This is a genomic window from Actinocrispum sp. NPDC049592, from assembly GCF_040675465.1.
GTDB lineage: Bacteria > Actinomycetota > Actinomycetes > Mycobacteriales > Pseudonocardiaceae > Kibdelosporangium.
This window is the reverse complement of sequence record NZ_JBFAPA010000002.1, coordinates 1-21,362: the sequence shown is the minus strand read 5'-3', so window position 1 is coordinate 21,362 and position 21,362 is coordinate 1. Positions and strand designations below refer to the sequence as shown.

Sequence of the window (21,362 nt, the reverse complement as noted above, 5' to 3'; positions counted from 1 at the left end):
CGACGTGCACAACGACACGGAGGAAAGGAGGACACACCACGGAGGAAAGGGGGACACGCGCTGGAGGAAAGGGGGACACGCGCATACGGCGAAGGGCGCCCACTGTCGTGTATGTGAGCGCCCTTCGGCGAGCGTGCCGCTATTTGCCTACTGCGTGGCCTTGCGGCCCAGCTGGTTGTCGATGAAGGCGAAGATGTCGTCCGTGCTCGCGGCACTGATCAGCTCGCTGACCCCCTCGCCGCTTTCCTCCGACGTCGGACCCGACAGCTTGGTGAGCAGCTGGCGCAACCTCGTGGCCAGGCCGTTCCGGGCCACCCCATCCAGGTCGTCCAGACCAGCCTCGAGACGGTCGAGGTCGCTCAGGTACGACGGGCCGGTGTCCGCCTCGTCCGCAACCAGTTCGCTGAGCAGCTGCTCGGCGAGGACCTGCGGGGTTGGGTAGTCGAAGATCAGCGTCGGGGGCAGGCGGTGCCCGGTGGCCGAGGTGAGGCTGTTGCGCAGCTCCACCGCGGTCAGCGAGTCGAAGCCGAGGTCGTTGAACCGCTGCTCGGCGCCCACGAGCGCCGACGAAGCATGGCCCAGCACGCCCGCAGCCTTGTCCCGGACCAAGGTGATCAGGTAGTCGAGCCGCTCACCCGGCCGCATCTCCTGCAGCTTCCCGCGCAGCTCGCCACCGGCGTCTACTGTGGACCGGATGACCTTGCGTGGGCCGGAGCCGACCAGGCCTTGCAGTAGCGGCGGAACCTCACCGGCGCGCTGCAGGTTCTGGATCTCCAGCCGCACGGCCACCACGACCGGTTCGTCCGAGGCCACCCCGGCGTCGAACATCGCCATGCCCTGGTCGGTGGAGATCGGCGGCAGGCCTTGGGCGGTCATCCTGGCCACGTCGGCATCGGACAGGCCCGCGGTCATGCCGCTGCCGGCGTGCCACGGTCCCCACACGAACGAGGTCGCCGGGAGCCCAGTGGCCACGCGGTGTTGCGCCAGGGCGTCCAGGAAGGCGTTGGCGGAGGCGTAGTTCCCCTGTCCCGGGCTACCCATCGCGCCGGACACCGATGAGAACAACACGAACGCTGACAGGCCTTCCGTGAGTTCATGCAAATGCCAGGCGGCGTCCGCTTTGGACTTGAGCACCTGCGAGAACCGTTCGGGTGTCAGCGACTCGATCATGCCGTCGTCGAGGACACCGGCGGTGTGGATCACCGCGGTCAGGTCCGGGATGCTCGAGACCAAGGCAGCCACCGAATGCCGGTCGGACACATCGCAGGCCTCGACCCGGACATCGGCACCGTGCGCCACGAGTTCGGCCTGCAGCTCCAACGCTCCCGGAGCGTCTAGGCCGCGACGACTGGTGAGCACGAGGTTCTTGATCCCGCGCTCCCCCACCAGGTGACGCGCCAGCTGGCTCGCCAGGCCACCGGTACCGCCGGTGATCAGGACCGTGCCATCCCACTCGGCAGGCATGGTCAGCACGACCTTGCCGATGTGCTTGGCCTGGCTCATGAACCGGAACGCATCCCGCGCCCGGCGCACATCCCAGGTCTTGATCGGCGACGGCTTGAGCACCCCGGAGCCGAACAGGTCCAGCAGGGCCACGAGCATCTCCTGGATCCGCGCAGGACCGGCCTCCCAGAGGTCGAAGGCCTGGTAGTCCACATCGGACTCAGCGCGGATGTCGGTCTTGCCCATCTCCCGGAACCGGCCGCCCGGAGCCAGCAACCGCAGTGAGGCGTCGGTGAACTCGCGCGCCAGCGAGTTCAGCACGACGTCCACACCGCGACCGCCGGTCACCTCGCGGAACTTCTCCTCGAAGTCCAGGGTGCGCGAGGACGCGATGTGGTCCTCGGCGACCCCGAGGTCGCGCAGCACCGGCCACTTGTCCTCGCTGGCGGTTGCGAAGACTTCAGCGCCCAGGTGCTGCGCGAGCTGAATCGCCGCCATACCAACGCCACCGGCGCCCGCGTGGATCAGCACGGACTCGCCGGCCCGCAGCGAAGCCAGGTCGTGGAAGGCGTAGTAGGCGGTCAGGAACACGAGGGGGATCGAAGCGCCCGTCTCGTGGCTCCACGTGTCGGGGATCTTGACGACCAGGTCGCGGTCGGCGACGACCATCGGGCCGAACGCGCCCGGCGTCAGACCCAGCACCCGGTCACCGGGCTGAAGATCCGTGACCTCAGCACCGATTTCCTGGATGACACCGGACCATTCGATACCGAGCAGACCGGCCTCGCCTGGGTACATGCCCAAGGCGTTGAGCACATCGCGGAAGTTCACGCCGGAAGCCCGGACGTTGACCCGGACCTGGTCTGCTACCAATGGTTCCAGTAGACCCGGGCAGGGAGCCAGCGCGAGACTGTCCAAAGTGCCCTTGGTCTGGATGCTCAACCGGTACGGCACACCAAGAGGCGCGACGAGTCCGGGACCGGAGGCCATCGTGGCCAACCGTCCGACGTGGACAACCTCATCACGGACCAGAACCTGCGACTCGCCAGTGGCGACAGCTTCCGCAATGGCGTCAGCGTCGGTATCCACCAGGACGAACCGTCCCGGGTGCTCTGCCTGGGCCGCGTGCACCAAGCCCCACACCGTCGATGCGGCGACATCCGAGCCGTCGGTCGCGCCCTGAGTGACGAACACCAGGCGGGAGTTGGCAGTTCGCTCGTCGGCCAGCCACTCCTGCAGGATGCCGAGCACCTTCGCGGTCAGTTCGTGGCTCGCCGCAAGGACATCCGTCCCATGCTCGATCCGCACAACCGACACCGAAGGAACAACCTCCACCGGCCATTGGTAGTCAACGACTTCCGGAAGATCGCCGCCGGCAGAAGGCGCAGGGATCCAGTCCATCCGGAACAGCGGGTCGCGGCTGCTCATCGCCGGTCCACCGGCCATCGGTCGCAGCGTCAGCGACTCCACCGAGGCAACGGGTGCCCCAGTGCTGTCAGACACCTGCAGTGCGACCGATTCCGTGTCGACCCGAGTCAGCCGGACCCGAAGCGCACCAGCGCCGGTGGCATGCAAGGTGACGCCACTCCACGCGAATGGCAGGCGCATCGCGGTCGAACCGAAGTCCATGAAGGACAGAGCGTGCAGGGCCGCGTCCAGCAGGGCTGGATGCAGGCCGAACGCCTGGGCGTTGGTGACCGACTCGGGCAGGACGACCTCGGCGAAAACCTCGCCGTCGCGCGTCCACGCCGACCGCAGGCCGCGGAAGTCCAGACCATAGGTGAACCGGTCGTAGAACCCGTCCATCCCGGCCTCGACCGCGTCCGGTGGCGGCCACGCCGACAGGTCGACCTCGCCCGGATCGCCCGTGGTGAGCAGGCCTTCCGCGTGCCGGACCCATTCCTGGTCCAGGGCACCGGAAGTGCGGGAGTAGATGCTCAGCGAGCGCTGGCCGGTCCCGTCCACGGCACCCACGACGACCTGGAGTTCCACCGGGCGGCCAGGTTCGAGCGGCAGCGGCACGCCCAGGGTCAGTTCCTCGACGCGACCACAGCCGACCTGGTCCCCGGCCCGGATCGCCAGTTCCAGGAATCCGGTGCCGGGGAACAGGACCATGCCGCCAACGGCGTGGTCGGCCAGCCACGGGTGGGTCGCCAGCGAAAGCCTGCTGACGAACACCACGCCGTCGCCCGCGAGCTCGACACCGGCGCCCAGCAACGGGTGGTCGGCGGCGACCAGGCCGAGGCCTTCGACGTCGCCTACCCGCAGCGACGGCCGCGGCCAGTACCACTGACGCTGGAAGGGGTACGTGGGCAGTGCGACCTTGCGGGCGCCGGTGCCGGTGAAGAACGCGGGCCAGTCGACCTCCACTCCGTTGACGTGCAAGCGGCTCAGCGCCGACAGCAGGGACTTCTCCTCGTCGCGGTCCTTGCGCACCAACGGAACCAGGATCTCGTCTCCGGCAAGGCTTTCCTGCGCGACCGCGGTGAGCACGCCGTCCGGGCCGATCTCGGCGAACCTGGTGGCCCCGGCCTCGCGCACGGCGGTCACGTGGTCGGCGAACCGCACGGCCTCGCGGACGTGCCGGACCCAGTACTCGGGTTCGTCCACAGGGGACACCATCGGGATCTTGGGTTCGTTGAAGGTCAGTTCGGCCACCACGGCCCGGAACTCGTCCAGCATAGGGTCCATCAGCGGCGAGTGGAACGCGTGCGAGACGCGCAAGCGCTTGGTCTTCTCGAACCGCGCAGCAATCGCCAGCACGGCTGTCTCATCACCAGCGATGACAACCGAATTCGGCCCGTTGACCGCGGCGATCCCGACCTTTTCGGTCAGCAGCGGCAGAACCTCGGCCTCGGTGGCTCGCAGGGACACCATGGCGCCACCAGCAGGCAGGGCCTGCATGAGCCGAGCCCGGGCCGTGACCAGCTTCGCCGCGTCCGGCAGTGACAGCACACCGGCGACGTGAGCTGCGGCGATCTCCCCGATCGAGTGGCCGGCCAGGTGGTCCGGGCGCAGGCCGAACGACTCGGCCAGCCGGTACAGGGCGACCTCAAAGGCGAACAGCGCGGGCTGGGTGAACCCGGTCTGGTTCAACGCCTCCTCGTCCGAGCCCCACATGACATCGCGCAGCTCAGGGGTCAGCAGCGCTAGCACCTCGTCGAACGCCGACGCGAACACGGGATAACGCTCGTGGAGGTCGCGGCCCATGCCCAGGCGCTGGGCACCCTGGCCGGCGAACAGGAAGGCGAGCTGGCCGGAGGTGGCCACCCCGCGCGCCACCTCCGAGACTTCGGCTGTTCCGGTTTCACCAGCTGCCAGCAGGACAGCCCGGTGCTCGAACGTCCCGCGTCCGGTGGCCAGCGAGAACCCGACGTCCACGGCCGAGTGCCCGGCGCCGCGGACCAGATCGATCTGCTCGGCCAAGGCCTCCTCGGTCTTCGCGGACACGATCCACGGCACGACCGCCGGTGTCTCCACGCGCTCGGGTACCTCGACGACCGGGGCCTCCTCGATGATCACGTGCGCGTTGGTGCCGCTGATCCCAAACGACGACACACCAGCGCGTTTCGGCCGGTCCACCTCGGGCCACGGCCGCGCCTCGGTGAGCAGTTCGATCGAACCCGCGGTCCAGTCCACGTGCGTGGTCGGGGCGTCGACGTACAAGGTCTTGGGTGCCAGGTTGTTGCGGATGGCGTAGACCATCTTGATCACACCGGCGACACCGGAGGCCGCCTGCGAGTGACCGATGTTCGACTTGATCGAGCCCAGCAGCAGCGGCTGTTCCCGGTTCCGCCCGTACGTGGCCAGCAGCGACTGGGCCTCGATCGGGTCGCCGAGAACCGTGCCGGTGCCGTGTGCCTCGACCACGTCAACGTCCGCGGTGGACAGTCCAGCCGCACCCAACGCGGCTCGGATCACCCGTTGCTGCGACGGACCATAAGGCGCGGTCAGGCCGTTCGAGGCGCCGTCCTGGTTGACCGCGGAACCCTTGACCACGGCAAGGATCTCGTGGCCATTCCGGATCGCGTCGGACTGCCGTTCCAGGACCAGAATGCCGACCCCCTCGGACCAGCCAGTGCCGTCCGCCGCGTCCGCGAACGACTTGCAGTGGCCGTCCGGCGCCAGGCCGCCTTGTGCGCTGAAGCCTGCGAAAGCTCCGGAAGTCGCCATCACGGTCACACCACCGGCGAGTGCCAACGAACACTCGCCCGCTCGCAGAGCCTGGGCAGCCAGGTGCAGAGCGACCAAAGAGGACGAACACGCGGTGTCCATGGTGACCGCTGGGCCTTCCAGACCCAGGGTGTAGGCAACGCGTCCGGACAGGACGCTGCCCGCGATGCCGGTGCCGAGGAACCCGATGGACTCCTCGGGGAAGTCGAGCGCGCCGGGCGCGTAGTCGTGGTAGCTCAGGCCGGTGAATACACCGGTTTGGGTGCCACGCAGAGAGGTTGGGTCAATTCCGGCTCGTTCGATGGCCTCCCAGGCGGTTTCCAGCAGCAGGCGCTGCTGCGGGTCCATCGAGAGGGCCTCACGCGGGGAGATGCCGAAGAAGGCGGCGTCGAACTCCCCCGCGTCGTGCAGGAAGCCACCCTTGCGGGCCGCGCTTGTGCCACCGTGCGGGCGGTTCGGGTCGAACAGGGCGTCCAGGTCCCAGCCGCGGTTGGCCGGGAACTCCGTGATGCCGTCGGCCTCGTTGAGCACCAACTCCCACAGCTGGTCGGGGGTGTTCACGCCACCCGGGTAGCGACAGCCCATGGAGACGATCACGATCGGATCGCCGTCGTGCCGGACCACCGCGACCGGCGCCGTGGTCACCCGAGCCCCGATCAGCTCGCCGACCAGGTGCTCGGCCAGGACCTTCGGGGTCGGGTAGTCGAAGACCAAAGTGGACGGAAGCGACAGCCCGGTGGCCGTGTTGAGCCGGTTGCGCAGTTCGACCGCGGTCAGTGAGTCGAAGCCGAGCTGCCGGAACTCGCGGCTGGTATCGACCATGTCCGGTGAGGCGTGGCCGAGGGCGATCGCGATCTGCGCCCGGATCACTTCCAGCACGCCACGAGTGCGTTCGCCGGCCGGCAGGCTGGCGATCCGTTGTGCCAGCGCGGCCGCGTCCCCAGCCGCCTTGCGACGGTCCTTGATCAGCCCACGCAGCAACGGGAGGATCTCGCCGCGTGCGCGGACGACCTTGACGTCCACTTGAATCGGTGCCAGGGCGGGCTCGTCCAGCGCCGTGGCCATGTCGAACAGCGCCATACCGAGTTCGACGCTCAGCGGCCGCATGCCAGACCGGGTCATCCGCCGCATGTCCGCCTCGTCCAGGGTGCCGGTCATGCCGGTCGCTTGGTCCCACGCGCCCCAGGCCAGCGACAACGCGGGCAGGCCCTGGGCGTGCCGGTGCTGGGCGAGCGCGTCGAGGAAGGCGTTGGCCGCCGCGTAGTTCGCCTGACCGGCGGCACCGAACGTGCCGGACATCGAGGAGAACAGCACGAACGCCGTCAGGTCCTTGTCCTTGGTCAGCTCGTGCAGTGTCCAGGCGGCGTCCACCTTGGGCCGGAACACCTTCGCGAACCGTTCCGGAGTCTGAGATCCGATAACACCGTCATCGAGCACGCCGGCCGTGTGCACAACCGCCGTGATCGGCGTCGACTCCAGTAACCGAACCATACCGTCACGATCAGTAACATCGCAGGCGACAACATTTGCAGTGGCGCCAAGTTCGGCCAGCTCTGCCACCAACTCGGCCGCGCCAGGCGCCTCCGGGCCGCGACGGCTGGTCAGGACCAGGTTCCGAACGCCCTGAGCGGCCAAGTGCTTGGCCAGCAGACCGCCCAGACCGCCAGTACCACCGGTGATCAGGACGTTGGCGTCAGCACTCCAAGTGACTGTCGCTTGTGGGGTGATTCGAGCCAGGCGAGCGACTTTGACGTCACCGTCGCGGATCATCAGCTCCGGCTCACCAGAGGCCAGTGCGCTCGCCAGAACGTCCGTGGAGGCGTCGGTGTCGTCCGTGTCGACAAGCCCGAACCGGCCGGGGTTCTCCAGTTGCGCCGATCGGACCAATCCCCAGATCGTCGCGGTGGCAACGTCCCTGCCGTCGACCGCGCCCTCGGTGCGGAACACCAGCCGCGACCGCTCGAACCGCTCATCCGCCAGCCAGGCTTGCACCAGGCTCAACGCCCAGGCTGCCAGGTTGTGCGCGTCTCCAATGACATCCGTCGCCAGGCCGATCACCGGGACCAGCACGACCTCGGGAACCTCGTCCACGCTGGCCAGGTTGCCGTGCAGCTCGACCACATTCGCCTGCTTGGCGGGAAGGTCGATGTCAGCCCAAGTGACCTTGTAGAGCGAGTCCCGGCCGAGCTGCGCCGTGCCCACCGTCACCGGCCGGAGCACCAGCGAGTCGATCGAAGCGACCGGCGAACCGGCCGGGTCCACGATCGCGACCGACACCGTCTCAGCGTCCTTCTTGGACACTCGCACGCGGATGACCGAAGCACCGGCCGCGTGCAGCGAAGCCTGGCCCCACCCGGCGGGCTGCCCCTCGATGTCCAGCAGGGACGCCGTTCGCAGTGCCGCGTCGAGCAGGGTCGGATGCAGGCCGAAGGCCTCCTCGAACTGGTCGGGCAGCACGGCTTCGGCGAAGATGTCGTCGCCGCGCCGCCAGATCTCGCGCAGGTTCGGGAACTCGTCGGCGTCAACGGCGACCGCGCCCTGCGGCGGCCACTCGCCGAACTCCTCGGTGACCTCGTCGACGCTGAGCACACCGCTGGCGTGCTGCACCCACCCGTTGCCGGTGCTCGAGTACACACCCAGCAAGCGCTTGCCGTCCTCGTCCGGCCCGATGCGGACCTGCAGGTCGGCCGCTTCGGCCAGCACCAGCGGTTCGGTGACGGTGAACTCGGAGACCAAGCCGCAGTCGACCTCGTCCCCGGCCCGGACCGCCAGCTCGAAGAAGCCGGGGAACACGATCTGACCGTCCACAGTGTGCTCGGCGAGCCACGGATGTGTGGACGCGGATACCCGGCCGGTGAGCAGGAACGCATCTGTGTCGGCGATCCGCACCGCGGCGCCGAGCAGCGGGTGGTCAGCCGAGGCCAGGCCCAGCCCGGCGGCATCGGCGGGACGAGCCGACACACGCGGCCAGTACCACTCGTGTTGGAAGGCATACGTGGGCAGGTCGACCCAGCGAGCGCCCGTGCCCTTGAAGAACTGGGCCCAGTTCACGTTCACACCGTTGGCGTACAAGGAAGCCACAGCGGTCAGCGCAGTGGTCTCCTCATCGCGCTCATTGCGCAACACAGCAACCAAAGTCGCGTCCGACGCGGTGTCCCCGGCCATCGCGGTCAACACGCCGTCCGGCCCCAGCTCCAGGAACTTGGTGACACCAGCGGCAACCAGCGTGGAGATCCCGTCGGCGAACCGAACGGCCTCGCGAGCGTGCCGGACCCAGTAGTCGGGCGTCCGCATCGCGTCGCCGGCCGGAGTACCGGTCACAGTGGACACAACGCCGATCTCCGGCTCGTTGAACGTCAACTCGGCGACGACCGCGCGGAAGTCGTCCAGCATCGGATCCATCAGCGGCGAGTGGAACGCATGCGACACCCGCAGCCGCTTGGACTTCTCGAACCGCTCGGCGATCGCGAGCACCTCGTTCTCGACACCGGAGATCACCACGGACTGCGGCCCGTTGATCGCGGCGATGCCCACGCCGTCGGTCAGCAGCGGCAGAATCTCGGCCTCGGTGGCCCGCAGCGAGACCATCAGGCCACCCGCGGGCAGGTGCTCCATCAACCGGCCGCGTTCGGCGACCAATGTGCTGGCGTCGCTCAACGACAACATCCCGGCCACATGCGCGGCCGCGATCTCACCGATCGAGTGCCCCGCAACGTAGTCCGGCCGCACCCCCCACGACTCCACGAGCCGGTAAAGCGCGACCTCGATCGCGAACAAGGCTGGCTGGGCGAAGATGGTCCGGTTCAACAGGGCATGGTCGGTCCCCCAGACCACCTGCCGGACCTTGGGCTCGAACTCCAGCATGACCTCGTCGAACGCCTTGGCAAAGGGCCCGAACCGCTCGTAAAGCTGCTTGCCCATGTTCAGCCGCTGGGCGCCCTGACCGGCGAACAGGAAGGCCAGCTTGCCATCCGCGGCGACACCGCGGGCGACCTCGTCCCCGCCAAGCAGAACGGCCCGGTGCTCGAACGGAGTCCTTGCGGTCGCAAGGGAGTAACCGACGTCCAGCGGCTCCTGCTCGACGCGGTGAATCTGGGCCAGCTGAGCATCCAAGGCAGCCTCGGTGCGGGCCGATACGACCCACGGCACCACAGCTGGCGGCTCCGCACGTTCGGCCGGTGGCTCAGCAGGCGGAGCCTGTTCGATGATCACGTGCGCGTTGGTGCCGCTGATCCCGAACGAAGACACACCCGCTCGACGCGGGCGGCCGGTCTCCGGCCAGTCGATGGCGTCCGTCAGCAGCTCGACAGCGCCGGACGTCCAGTCCACATGGGACGAGGGCTCGTCGACATGCAGGGTCTTGGGTGCGACACCGTGCTGGATGGCCTGGACCATCTTGATCACGCCAGCGACGCCGGATGCGGACTGGCTGTGGCCGATGTTCGACTTGATCGACCCCAGCAGCAGCGGAGTCTCACGGTTCTGGCCGTAGGTCGCCAGCAGGGCGCCCGCCTCGATCGGGTCACCGAGAGTGGTACCCGTGCCGTGCGCCTCGACCACATCAACGTCGACAGTGGACAGGCCAGCGTTCGCAAGCGCCTGACGGATCACGCGCTGCTGCGACGGGCCATTCGGGGCGGTCAGGCCATTCGACGCGCCATCCTGGTTGACTGCGGAACCCTTGACCACCGCGAGGATCTTGTGCCCGTTGCGGATGGCATCGGACTGACGCTCCAGCACCAGAATGCCAACGCCCTCGGACCAGCCGGTACCGTCCGCCGCGTCCGCGAAGGACTTGCAGCGGCCGTCGTTGGCGAGGCCACCCTGCTTGTCGAACTCCCCGAAGCCATCCGGGGACGCCATCACACAGACACCACCGGCCAGCGCCAGCGAGCACTCCCCCGACCGCAACGACTGTGTAGCCCAGTGCATGGCCACCAGCGACGACGAACACGCCGTGTCGACCGTGACCGCAGGTCCCTCAAGCCCCAGCGTGTACGACAACCGTCCGGAGAGCACACTCGCGGCGATGCCCGTGAGCAGGTGCCCACGGAGGTCACTACCGGACCGCACCACGATGTCCAGGTACGCACCCTCCGTGGCGCCGATGAACACGCCGGATTGCGTACCCCGCAACGAGGTCGGCTCGATCCCAGCCCGCTCAACGGCTTCCCACGCGGTCTCCAGCAGCAGGCGTTGCTGTGGGTCCATCGCGACGGCCTCGCGCGGGGAGATCCCGAAGAAGTCCGCGTCGAACTCCCCGGCCTCGTGCAGGAACCCGCCGGTCAGCGTCTCGCTTTCGCCGCGCCCGAACGTGTCCCAGTTCCGGTTCGTCGGGAATGCCGTGATCCCATCGCGTCCCTCGGCGACGAGCTGCCACAGGTCCTCCGGCGAACCGACCCCGCCCGGGTATCGGCAGGCCATGCCGACGATCACGATCGGGTCGTCGGTGGTACCGACGGCGTTGGGCATGAACAGTTCGCCGTCGCTGCCCAGCAGTTCGTCGAGGAGATGCCCGGCGAGCACCGTCGGCGTCGGGTAGTCGAAGACAACGGTGGCGGGCAGGGAGAGCCCGGTGGCGTCGTTGATGCGGTTGCGGAGTTCGACTGCGGTCAGCGAGTCGAAGCCTAGGTCCCGGAAAGCCCGGCCGACCTCGACGCTCTCCGCGGACGTGTGCCCCAGAACCACGGCCACCTCGGCGCGGACGAGGTCGACGAGCATGGCCAGCCGCTCGTTCTCGCGGACCCCGGCGAGCCTGCGGGTCAGCGCGGTCGCGCCTGGCGGCTCGATGGCTTTGGTCTGGCCCACCAGGCCGCGCAGCATCGGCGGCACGTGGTCCTGACCGAGCAGCACGGACTGGTCGACGCGGATCGGGATGACCACGCTGTGGTGGCCCGCGGTGGCCACGTTGAACAGCGCGATGCCCTGCTCGGCGGACAGCGGCGACATGCCCGAGCGGGCCATGCGCTGGATGTCGCCGCTGGTCAGGCGGGCGGTCATGCCGGACTCGCGGGCCCAGGCGCCCCACGCCAGCGAGGTCGCGGCCAGGCCCTGCGAGGCCCGGTACTGGGCCAGGGCGTCCATGAAAGCGTTGGCGGCGGCGTAGTTGGCCTGGCCCGGGCTGCCCATCACGCCGGCGACCGAGGAGAACATGACGAACGCCGACAGGTCCATACCTTCGGTGAGCTCGTGCAGGTACCAGGCACCGTCGGCCTTGGGCCCGAACACCGTGCCGATCCGTTCCGGTGTCAGCGAACCGACCACACCATCGTCCAGAACGCCCGCGGTGTGCAGAACCATGGTCAGCGGATGCTCGGCCGGGATGCTTTCGATCAGGCCGGCAACGGCGTCACGGTCGGCCATGTCGCACGAGGTGATCGTGACCTCGGCGCCGTGCGCGATCAGCTCGGCCTGCAGGGCGAGCGCGGCCGGACCCTCCATTCCGGACCGGCTGACCAGCAGAAGCCGTTTCATGCCATGGTCACCGACGAGGTGCCGGGCCATCAGGGCACCCAGACCGCCGGTACCGCCGGTGATCAGCACCGTGCCCTCGGGATCCCAGCTCGGCGTGCCCGGCGAACAGGACAGCTTGACGATCCGGCCGACGCGGGCCTTGCCGTCACGGATGACGAACTGCGGCTCGTCCGAGGTCAGCAGGCGCGGCAGACGCTCCAAAGAGGACTCGGCGTCGTCGAGGTCCGCGAGCACGAACGCGCCCGGGTTCTCCGCCTGCGCCGTCCGCACCAGGCCCCAGACACTGGCGGCGGCGACGTCGGTGATCGACTCGTTGTCGTCGGCCGCGACCGCGCCGCTGGTGGCGAAGACGAGGCGGGCGGGGGCGAAACGGCTGTCGGCGAGCCAGTCCTGGACCGTCTTCAGCACGTAGTTGGCGACCTCATGGGCTTTCGCCACCTTGTCGTCGCCTTTGCCGTTGACCCGGACCAGAACCACGTCCGGCACGTCGTCGAGGGCCGCCAGGTCGCCGGTCAGCTCGATCATGCTCGGCACGGCGGTGGAGCCCGTCGCGGGCGCGGGCACCCAGTTCACCCGGAACAGCGAGTCGACATCCTCGTAACTGTCGGTGTCCGCGGTCTCTGGCCAGAACCGCTCGTGCTGGAACGCATAGGTGGGCAGGTCGACCCGGCGGGCACCGGTGCCCGCGTGCACAGCGGTCCAGTCCAATCGCACGCCGTGGACGTGCAGCCCGGCCAGGGCCGTGACCAGGGAAACCTCTTCGTCGCGGTCCTTGCGGACGGCCGCGACCGCCAGCGAGTCCTCGGCCAGGCAGTCCTGGGCCATCGCGGTGAGCACGCCGTCCGGGCCGATCTCCAGGAACGTGTTGACGCCAGCGGACTCCAGCTCGGCGAGGCCGTCGGCGAACCGGACCGTCCCGGCCACGTGCGACACCCAGTATTCGGGGCTGGTGACCGGCTTGCTGGTCGCGGCGGTGCGGACCATCGGGATCTTGGGGCTGCTGAAGGACAGCTTGGCCACGGCCGCGCGGAACTCGGTGAGCATCGGGTCCATCAGCGGCGAGTGGAACGCGTGCGAGACCTTGAGCCGCCGGGTCTTGTCGAACCGCTCCGCGATCGCGAGCACCTCGGCCTCTTCGCCGGAGATGACCACAGAGGACGGTCCGTTGACGGCCGCGATCGACACCTTCCCGGTGAGCAGCGGAAGCACTTCGTCTTCGGTGGCACGCAGCGAGACCATCGCTCCACCCTGCGGCAGCGCCTGCATCAGACGGCCTCGTGCGGAGACCAGCGTGCAGGCGTCCTCCAAGGTCAGCACACCAGCGACATGCGCAGCGGCGATCTCACCGATCGAGTGGCCCGCGACGAAGTCCGGCTTGACACCCCAGGACTCCAGCAGCCGGAACAAAGCCACCTCGAACGCGAACAACGCCGGCTGGGTCGCGCCGGTCTGGTTCAGCGACCCGGCGTCCGTTCCCCACATGACGTCCTTGAGGCCTGGGTCCAGATGGGCCAGGACGGCGTCGAGCGCCTCGGCGAACACCGGGAACCGCTCGTGCAACTCCTTGCCCATACGGAGACGCTGGGCACCCTGACCAGCGAAAACGGCGGCCAGTTTGCCATGGCCCGAGGTGTGCGCCTGGATCGTGCCGGGCGCGGGGGCGCCGGAGATCCAGGAGGCGAGGGTGTCGCGCAGAACCGTCCGGCCGGAGCCGATCACCGCCAGCCGGTACTCGAAGCTCGCCCGATGCGCCGCCAGGGACAGTGCGATGTCACTCGGGTCCAATGCGGGTCGGTCGTCTACAAAGGACAATAGGGTGGTTGCCTGTGCTCGCAGGGCATCGCGCGTCCGGCCCGAGACGGTCCAGGACAGGGCTGCCGGGGTGCGGACGGGAGCTGGTTCTGCGGTTTCCTCGGCCGGTGGCTGTTCGAGGATGGCGTGCGCGTTGGTTCCGGTGACACCAAAGGCCGAGATGCCCGCAGCACGGGGGCGGCCGGTGTCCGGCCAGCGGGTGTTCTGGGTGACCACTTCGACAGACCCGGCAGTCCAGTCCACATGCGACGATAGTTCGTCCACATGCAACGTCTTGGGGACCATGCCGTGCTGCATGGCCATCACGGTCTTGATGATCCCGGCCAGGCCGGCGGCGGCCTGGGTGTGGCCGATGTTGGACTTCACCGATCCCAGGAGCAGCGGACGTTCCCGCTCCTGGCCGTAGGTCTCCAGCAGGGCCTGCGCCTCGATCGGGTCGCCCAGCCTGGTGCCCGTGCCGTGCGCCTCGACGACATCGATGTCCTGGGAGGACAGTCCGGCGGCGCCCAGTGCCTGCCGGATGACCCTTTGCTGCGCGGGACCGTTCGGGGCGGTCAGACCGTTCGACGCGCCATCGGAGTTCACTGCGGTGCCGCGGACCAGAGCCAGCACCTGGTGACCGTTCCTGCGCGCATCGGACAGCTTCTCGACCAGGATGACCGCTGCGCCCTCACCCCAGCCGGTGCCGTCCGCGGCCTCGGCGAAGGCCTTGCAACGGCCGTCCGGGGCCAGCCCGCCCTGGCGGCTGAACTCGACGAACGCGCCCGGCGTGGACATCGCGGTCACGCCACCGACCAGAGCCAGCGAGCATTCCCCGTTGCGCAGGGCCTGGGTGGCGAAATGGAGTGCCACCAGGGAGGATGAGCAGGCCGTGTCGACTGTGACGGTCGGGCCCTCCAAACCGAACGTGTAGGAGATACGGCCGGACGCCGCGCCCGCGCCCATCCCAGTGCCGACGCTGCCGTCCACGTCGTTGAGCGAGTTCAGCGTCAGGTACGCGTAGTCAGTGCCGCTCAGGCCAACGAAAACGCCGGTCTTGCTGCCCTTGAGCGTGGTCGCGTCCAGGCCGGCCCGTTCCAGCGTCTCCCAGGCGGTCTCGAGCAGCAGCCGCTGCTGCGGGTCCATGGACAGCGCCTCGCGCGGCGAGATACCGAAGAACCCGGGGTCGAACTCGGCGAGCCGGTCCAGGAAGCCACCCGCGCGGGTGATCCGCGCGCCGCCCTCGTCCAGCCCGGCCAGGTCCCAGCCACGGTCGGCCGGAAAACCGGTGATGGCGTCCCGCCCCGACACCACCAGGTCCCACAACTGCTCGGGCGAGCCGATCCCGCCGGGGAACCGGCAGCTCATCGCCACGATCGCGATCGGCTCGGTGGCCGCGGCGACCAGCCGGGCGTTCTCCCGCCGCAGCCGCTCGGTCTCCTTGACAGAGGCACGCAGCGCGGCCACAACCTTGTCACTGGGCATCGGGTCCATAGGCGTGAGTGAACTTCACCGCATGCCCGCAATCCCCTAGTTGTTGTGTAGCGGAATCACCAGCGACGCGGCCCCCACGATGCCAGCCATGAGCCCGATACTGTTCGTCAGTACGTCCGGAAGCGGCATGCTCAACCCGATGCTCGTGGTCGCCGCCGAGATCGCCCAGCGCGGCACCGAAGTCTGGTTCGCGTGCGACGAGGAACACCAGGACGACGTGGAGAAGGTGGAGGGCCTGCGGTTCACCTCGCTCGGCCCGGAGATCCCCGAGCTGACCCCGACCAAGTGGGACGAGGGCACCTACCGGGAGATCACGCAGCGGACCAAGTGGAAGGCGCTGCGTGCGACCGCGTTGCACACCTGGCCGCCGAGCCTGCGGCCGGACAAGTACGTGCGGCTCAACGCTTTGGCCGACGAGATCAAGCCGGGGCTGATCGTCACAGACACGATCGCGCGGTTCGCCGGCCGGCTGGCCATCACACGCAAGATCCCGTACGTGATCGCGGCGCCGTTCATGCCGAGCAACGTGCTGTTCCCGCGGGTTCCCAAGGGGTTCCCGATGCCGAACTCGGGGCTGCCGCTGAAGATGTCGCTGGGCCAGAAGATCTCGCACCGGATGCTGAAGCTGCGCAAGATGCGGATGATGTTCAACCCGACGATGGTCAACGCGTTGAAGGGCGCCATCAAGACGAACACAGAACTGGGCATCAGCAAGGAAAGCGGCGCGCCTGGGGCCATTGTGGAGCATGCCGAGCTGCTGCTGTCCTACACCGTGCCGGGGATGGACTACCCGATCCCGCTGCCGGAGAAAATGCACCTGCTGGGCGCGATGGTTCCACCGCTGCCCGAGGCGCCGGCCGGTGAGCTGGGGTCCTGGCTCGACTCGCACGAGTCGGTCGTCTACATGGGACTGGGCACGATCACCCGGCTGACCCGCCAGCAGGTGGAGGCGTTCGTCGACGTCGCCCGCAAGCTGGACGGACAGCACCACGTGCTGTGGAAACTTCCTCTCGCGCAACAGGAACTGCTGCCCGAGGCGCTGCCGCCGAACCTGCGCGTGGAGAGCTGGGTACCGTCGCAATTGGACGTTCTGGCGCACCCCCATGTCAAGCTGTTCCTCAACCACGGTGGCGGCGGCGGGTTCAACGAGGGCCTGTACTTCGGCAAGCCAATGGTGATCTACCCGCTCTGGGTGGACTGCCACGACCAGGCCGTGCGCGGCGAGGACGCCGGGATAAGCCTGACACTGAACAACTCGGACACGATCGACGTCGAGGACGTCGTCGGCAAGATCAACCGTGTGCTCACCGAACCGTCGTTCCGGGAGCGCGCCGAAGAGTTCCGCGCGCGGCAGCTGGCCGCCGGTGGCCGCGAAACCGCCGCCACGATGATCCTCGATGTGCACAACCGGTTGGGAGCGTAGGCAATGGCGGTCATGATCGACTTCCCGCGCCGCAAGCACGGGCAGATCTCCCCGCCGGTCGAGTACGCCGACCTGCGGCAACGGGAGGGCCTGGTCCGCTCGCAGCTCCCGAACGGCAGCACGGTTTGGCTGGTCACCCGGCATCAGGACGTGCGGACCGTGCTGACCAGCCCGCAGATCAGCTCGAACCCCACGCACGAGGGCTTCCCGAACCTCGGTGACGTGCAGACGGTTCCGTTGCCAGAGCAGATCCCTGGCTGGTTCGTCGGGTACGACCAGCCGGATCACGGCCGGTTCCGCAAGACGCTGATCCCCGAGTTCACCGTGCGCAAGATCCGTGAGCTGCGGCCGGCGATCGAGAAGATCGTGAACAGCCGGGTGGACGCGATGCTGGCCGCCGGTCCGCCCGCGGATCTGGTGAACGATTTCGCCTTGCCGGTGCCGTCGCTGGTGATCTGCGCGATGCTCGGGGTTCCCTACTCGGACCACGAGTTCTTCGAGGAGCACACCCGGACGCTCGTGCGCTTCACGTCCACACAGGAGGAACGTGAGGAAGCGGTCGGCGCGCTGGTCACCTATCTGAACCGGCTGGTGTCGATCAAGCAGCGGTTCCGTGGCACCGACCTGATTTCCAAGCTGCTCGCCGGTGATTCCCTGACGGCCGAGGAGATCGTGGGCGTCGGGTTGCTGCTGCTGATCGCGGGACACGAGACGACCGCGAACAACATCGCCATCGGCACGGTGATGCTTTTGCTGAACCGCCAGTGGATCGGGGATCCGCGCGCGGTGGAAGAGGTGTTGCGGTTCGCTTCCGTGGCCGACCTCGTGTCGTTGCGGGTGGCCGTCGAGGATGTCGAGATCGGCGGGGAGCTGATCCGCGCCGGTGAGGGCATCGTGCCCTTGGTGGCTGCGGCGAACCACGACGTCGAGGCGTTCGACCGGGCCGCCGAGTTCGACCCGAGCCGGCCGGCCAAGCACCACGTGGCCTTCGGGTACGGCGTGCACCAGTGCCTGGGTCAGAACCTTGTCCGCGCCGAGATCGAGATCGCCTACCAGGTGCTGTTCTCCCGGATCCCCACGCTCGATCTGGCCATGCCGGTGGAGGACCTGCCGTTCAAGTACGACGGCATCCTCTTCGGCGTGCACGAGCTACCGGTCACCTGGACCGCCGACTAGGGAGCACTATGGACCGCCCGATCCTGTTCGTCAGTTCGTCGCCCTACGGCCTGCTCAACCCCGCTCTGGTGTTAGCCGGTGAGGTGGCGCGCCGGGGCGGGCGGGAGGTGTACTTCGCCACCGACGAACACCGTCGCGCGGACGTGGAGAAGGTGCCGGGGTTGCGGTTCGTCTCCCTGGGCGACCCCATCCCGGAGAACTCCCCCTCACAGTTCTCCGACGCGATGTACCGGAAAACCACCCAGCGTGGTCGATTCCGCGCGCTGCGTGCGACTGTGTTGCACACTTACGATCCGACCTTGTCGATCACCAAGTACGAGCAGCTGGCCTCGGTCGTGACTTCGCTGAAGCCCGCGTTGATGGTGTCGGACAATGACTTCGCGAGTTACGCGATCCGGTGTGCGATCACGTTGAAGGTCCCCTACGTGCTGAGCTCACCGTACATGCCGAGCTATATCCTGAATCGGTATCTGCCGCCGGGGTATCCGGGTCCGTTCTCCGGGCTTTCGGTGCGGATGACGCCGCGGGAGAAGTTCGCCAACTGGGCGTTCTTCAAACCCCGGGTGGTGCACCCCCTGTTGCTGAGCTGGGACATCGTGCGGAAGTGGCGGCGGTTCTTCAAGATCTGCAACCGCCTGGGCATCGCCCTCGACGACCGCATCAACCCCACACTGGTCAACAAGTCGGCGATGATCCTGTGTTACACGGTCGACGGCCTGGACTACCCGTTCAAGCACCTCGACAAGCTCCACATGGTCGGCCCGATGATCCCTCCCCTCCCCGAAGCCCCTCCCAGCGAACTGAACGCCTGGCTGGACGCACAGGACTCAGTCGTCTACATCGGACTAGGCACTCTCACCCGCCTGACTCGGACACAGATCGCCGCTTTCGTGGACGTTGCCCGCAAACTCCAGGGAACCCATTCCGTGCTGTGGAAACTCCCTGTCGATCAACAGAAGCTCCTCCCCGCAGCACTCCCAGGCAATCTCCGCATCGAAAGCTGGCTGCCTTCCCAACTGGACGTGCTGGCCCACGAGAACGTCCGCGTGTTCGTCAACCACGGTGGCGCCAACAGCTTCCACGAAGGCCTCTACTTCGGCAAACCCCAGCTCATCCGCCCCCTGTGGGCCGACTGCTATGACGTCGCCATCCGCGCCCAAGACGCCGGCATAGCCCTCACAACCGATCCCCACACCGCCGACATCGAGGAGATCCTCGCCAAACTCACGCGCCTCCTCACCGAGAAACGCTTCCACGAACGCGCTACCCAGTTCCGCGCCGCCCTGTTGAACGCCGGCGGCCGCGAAGTAGCCGCGGACAAAATCCTGGCCATGCCTGCCCTGCAGGACCACTAGGGGCTCGATGGGTTGGGGCGCGGTTCGGTTTGACATGGGTTCCGTCGGCGGCCTCGGCAGGGGAAGCGGGTAGGTCCATATTGGGGCGCGGGCTTGAGGGTCGCGCCCGGTCACCTGCTGGCCCTGGGGTCAGGCGGCGGTGGGTATGGATCTTCGGGCGGAGTTGGTTCTGGGGCGGCGGTGCGGGTCGATGTACGCCGGTGGAATGAACTGTGGGGTGCGGTCGATCATCTGGATGGTCCAGTCGCTGCGGTGAACCAACCGGTGGTGGTGGGGGCAGAGCAGTACGAGGTTGTCGATTTTGGTGGGGCCGTGGTTGCGCCAGTGGATGATGTGGTGGCCGTCGCAGGCACTGGCGGCTACTCCGCAGCTGGGGAAGGCGCAGCCTCCGTCGCGCAGGATCAATGCGCGGCGGATGTGGGCGGGGACGGTGTAGGAGCTGACGCCGATGTCGAGGGGTTCGGACTTGCTGCCGAGGACTGCGGGGAACACGTGGCTGTCGCAGGCGATGCGGCGGGCTTCCCTCGCGGTGAGGTAGGTGTCCGGGCCGACGAGGATGCGGTCGTCGAGGTCCTTGAGCAGATCGTCATAGGAGATCGTGATGGCGACCGGCGTGCGCAGCCCATTCTTGGTGCGCTTGGCGGGGCACTGGGCTGCCATCCGCAGGGTCTCCACGAACGCATCAGCGGTGCGTTCGGCCTGACTCCGGTCATCGGCACGGTCGGTGGGGCGCTGCTCACCCTTCTTGATCACCGGGTGCAGCAGATGGGCGTCTTCAGCGGGCAGGTGGCCGCGGAAGTCAAGGCCACCGTCGCGGCGACCGCGGATGTGCAGCATCCGGTCGGGCTGTTTCGGTTCCGGATCGGGCGGGGGTGGGCCGTCGGGATCGACGATGTTGCGCACCCGGGTGCCGAAGCGGGGCGTTGGGGTCGTCCTCGGCGGCTTGGGCGACCATGGTGGACTCAGCCAGAGCGAGCTTCTCGGGCTCCAGATCCGGCAGGTCCTTGAGAGTCTTACGGATGACATCCACGGCCTCGGACCCGATGTCTCCGGCGGCCAGAGCGGCGGAGGTTGCGGGCAGGGCGGGCTTGATGATGGAGCCGGTGGGGGTGATGCTGGGGAACAGCGCTTCGGCTTGGGCTAGCCGGAGTTTGGCTTCCTTGGGGGAAATTCGTAGCGCGTGCACGAGCAGCGCGGCGGGGTTGGAGTAGCCGAGTTCGGTGGCGAGGCCCTGGTTGTTCAGGTGGGCCACTAGCTCCAGCCCGGTGTACTCGATCCGCCGACCCTGCGCCTCGATGTCCTGCAGGGCAGCGATGATCTCTTCTTTTGTTTTACCCCAATGGTTCCCACTGCCTTGCATAGCTCCATACTACCGGGCACAACCCGCGATTTCAGTGCCACGCAAGGCCATCACCGATGTGGGTGACCCATGAACGCGAAGCGCAACAGACCCCGCCTTCGTGCCCTGTCCCTCATCCCCTCTGGGTGGCGCTGCCCGTCCGGCGAGGACAACCCACCTAGAGGCTCCGCATCCATCCGACGCCCAAGTTCAAGCAGCGGCAGCAGAACCCCCAGAAGCAAAGACCATCTGAAGGCTCCGCCGACAAGCAGCCATCAACCGCGAACTCGCAGCGCTCAACCCACCACCACACCGAGGACAGGACATAGCAATAGTGCCAGCAAACTCATCCACAGCCACAGTCAACTCGGCCTCACAAGACCGGCACCACCGATGCCGAGTAACCCGGTTGACGTGCGCCGCCGAACTCACGCACTGGTGGATCCACCTACCATGCACGTGACACGTGAGGCGGTCATCCGGCGCCAGTGTCCCCGCGTCCTCCTCACTGTCCTCAGCCAGCAGCCGTACCGCGAGCTTCCTTCCCTTGTGGGCGTTGAGGCCCATGATGGTGTTCATCGTTGTGCCTCTCCTTCCCAGGGGTGTGGGGGTGGGAACTGCGGTACGAACACCTCGGTGCCGAGGGCGCTGATGGATCTCAGCAACTCGCCGGCCAGCAGGGTCCAGCCTGTCT

The 21,362-nt window shown here is 67.8% G+C and carries 5 protein-coding genes and 1 pseudogene; 3 read left to right on the top strand and 3 right to left on the bottom strand.

The genetic code is table 11. The features are described 5' to 3' along the window. Nucleotides 1-147: 147 nt before the first annotated feature. A complete protein-coding gene (locus AB0J95_RS07050; RefSeq protein ID WP_364753568.1) occupies nt 148-15,366 on the bottom strand; it encodes an SDR family NAD(P)-dependent oxidoreductase in 15,219 nt (5,072 codons plus the stop codon). Nucleotides 15,367-15,463: 97 nt separating this feature from the next. Between AB0J95_RS07050 and AB0J95_RS07045 the strand changes: the two genes are divergently transcribed. From AB0J95_RS07045 to AB0J95_RS07035, 3 genes are read left to right on the top strand one after another with little or no spacing between them, the layout of a single operon-like run. Then, nucleotides 15,464-16,798 (top strand): glycosyltransferase, encoded by a 1,335-nt coding sequence (locus AB0J95_RS07045; RefSeq protein WP_364753566.1) that lies wholly within the window; start codon nt 15,464-15,466, stop codon nt 16,796-16,798. A gap of 3 nt (nt 16,799-16,801) precedes the next feature. Beyond that, entirely contained in the window at nt 16,802-17,974 is a 1,173-nt protein-coding gene (locus AB0J95_RS07040) for a cytochrome P450 (protein WP_364753565.1), read from the top strand. A gap of 8 nt (nt 17,975-17,982) precedes the next feature. After that, on the top strand, nt 17,983-19,329 hold the full coding sequence (locus AB0J95_RS07035; protein WP_364753563.1) for a glycosyltransferase: 1,347 nt from the start codon (nt 17,983-17,985) through the stop codon (nt 19,327-19,329). A 129-nt stretch (nt 19,330-19,458) separates the two neighbouring features. Here AB0J95_RS07035 and AB0J95_RS07030 read toward each other — a convergent pair whose 3' ends face one another. After that, entirely contained in the window at nt 19,459-19,734 is a 276-nt protein-coding gene (locus tag AB0J95_RS07030; protein WP_364754990.1) for an HNH endonuclease signature motif containing protein, read from the bottom strand. Between the two features lie 45 nt (nt 19,735-19,779). Then, nucleotides 19,780-20,689, bottom strand: a pseudogene (locus tag AB0J95_RS07025) (DUF222 domain-containing protein); the annotation flags it as partial. Nucleotides 20,690-21,362 lie beyond the last annotated feature (673 nt).

What these genes read in the sequence shown, in the direction of transcription:
- AB0J95_RS07050 (WP_364753568.1), bottom strand. Translation starts at nt 15,366, where the DNA reads ATGCCCAGTGACAAGGTTGTGGCCGCGCTGCGTGCCTCTGTCAAGGAG.
- AB0J95_RS07045 (WP_364753566.1), top strand. Translation starts at nt 15,464, where the DNA reads ATGAGCCCGATACTGTTCGTCAGTACGTCCGGAAGCGGCATGCTCAAC.
- AB0J95_RS07040 (WP_364753565.1), top strand. Translation starts at nt 16,802, where the DNA reads ATGGCGGTCATGATCGACTTCCCGCGCCGCAAGCACGGGCAGATCTCC.
- AB0J95_RS07035 (WP_364753563.1), top strand. Translation starts at nt 17,983, where the DNA reads ATGGACCGCCCGATCCTGTTCGTCAGTTCGTCGCCCTACGGCCTGCTC.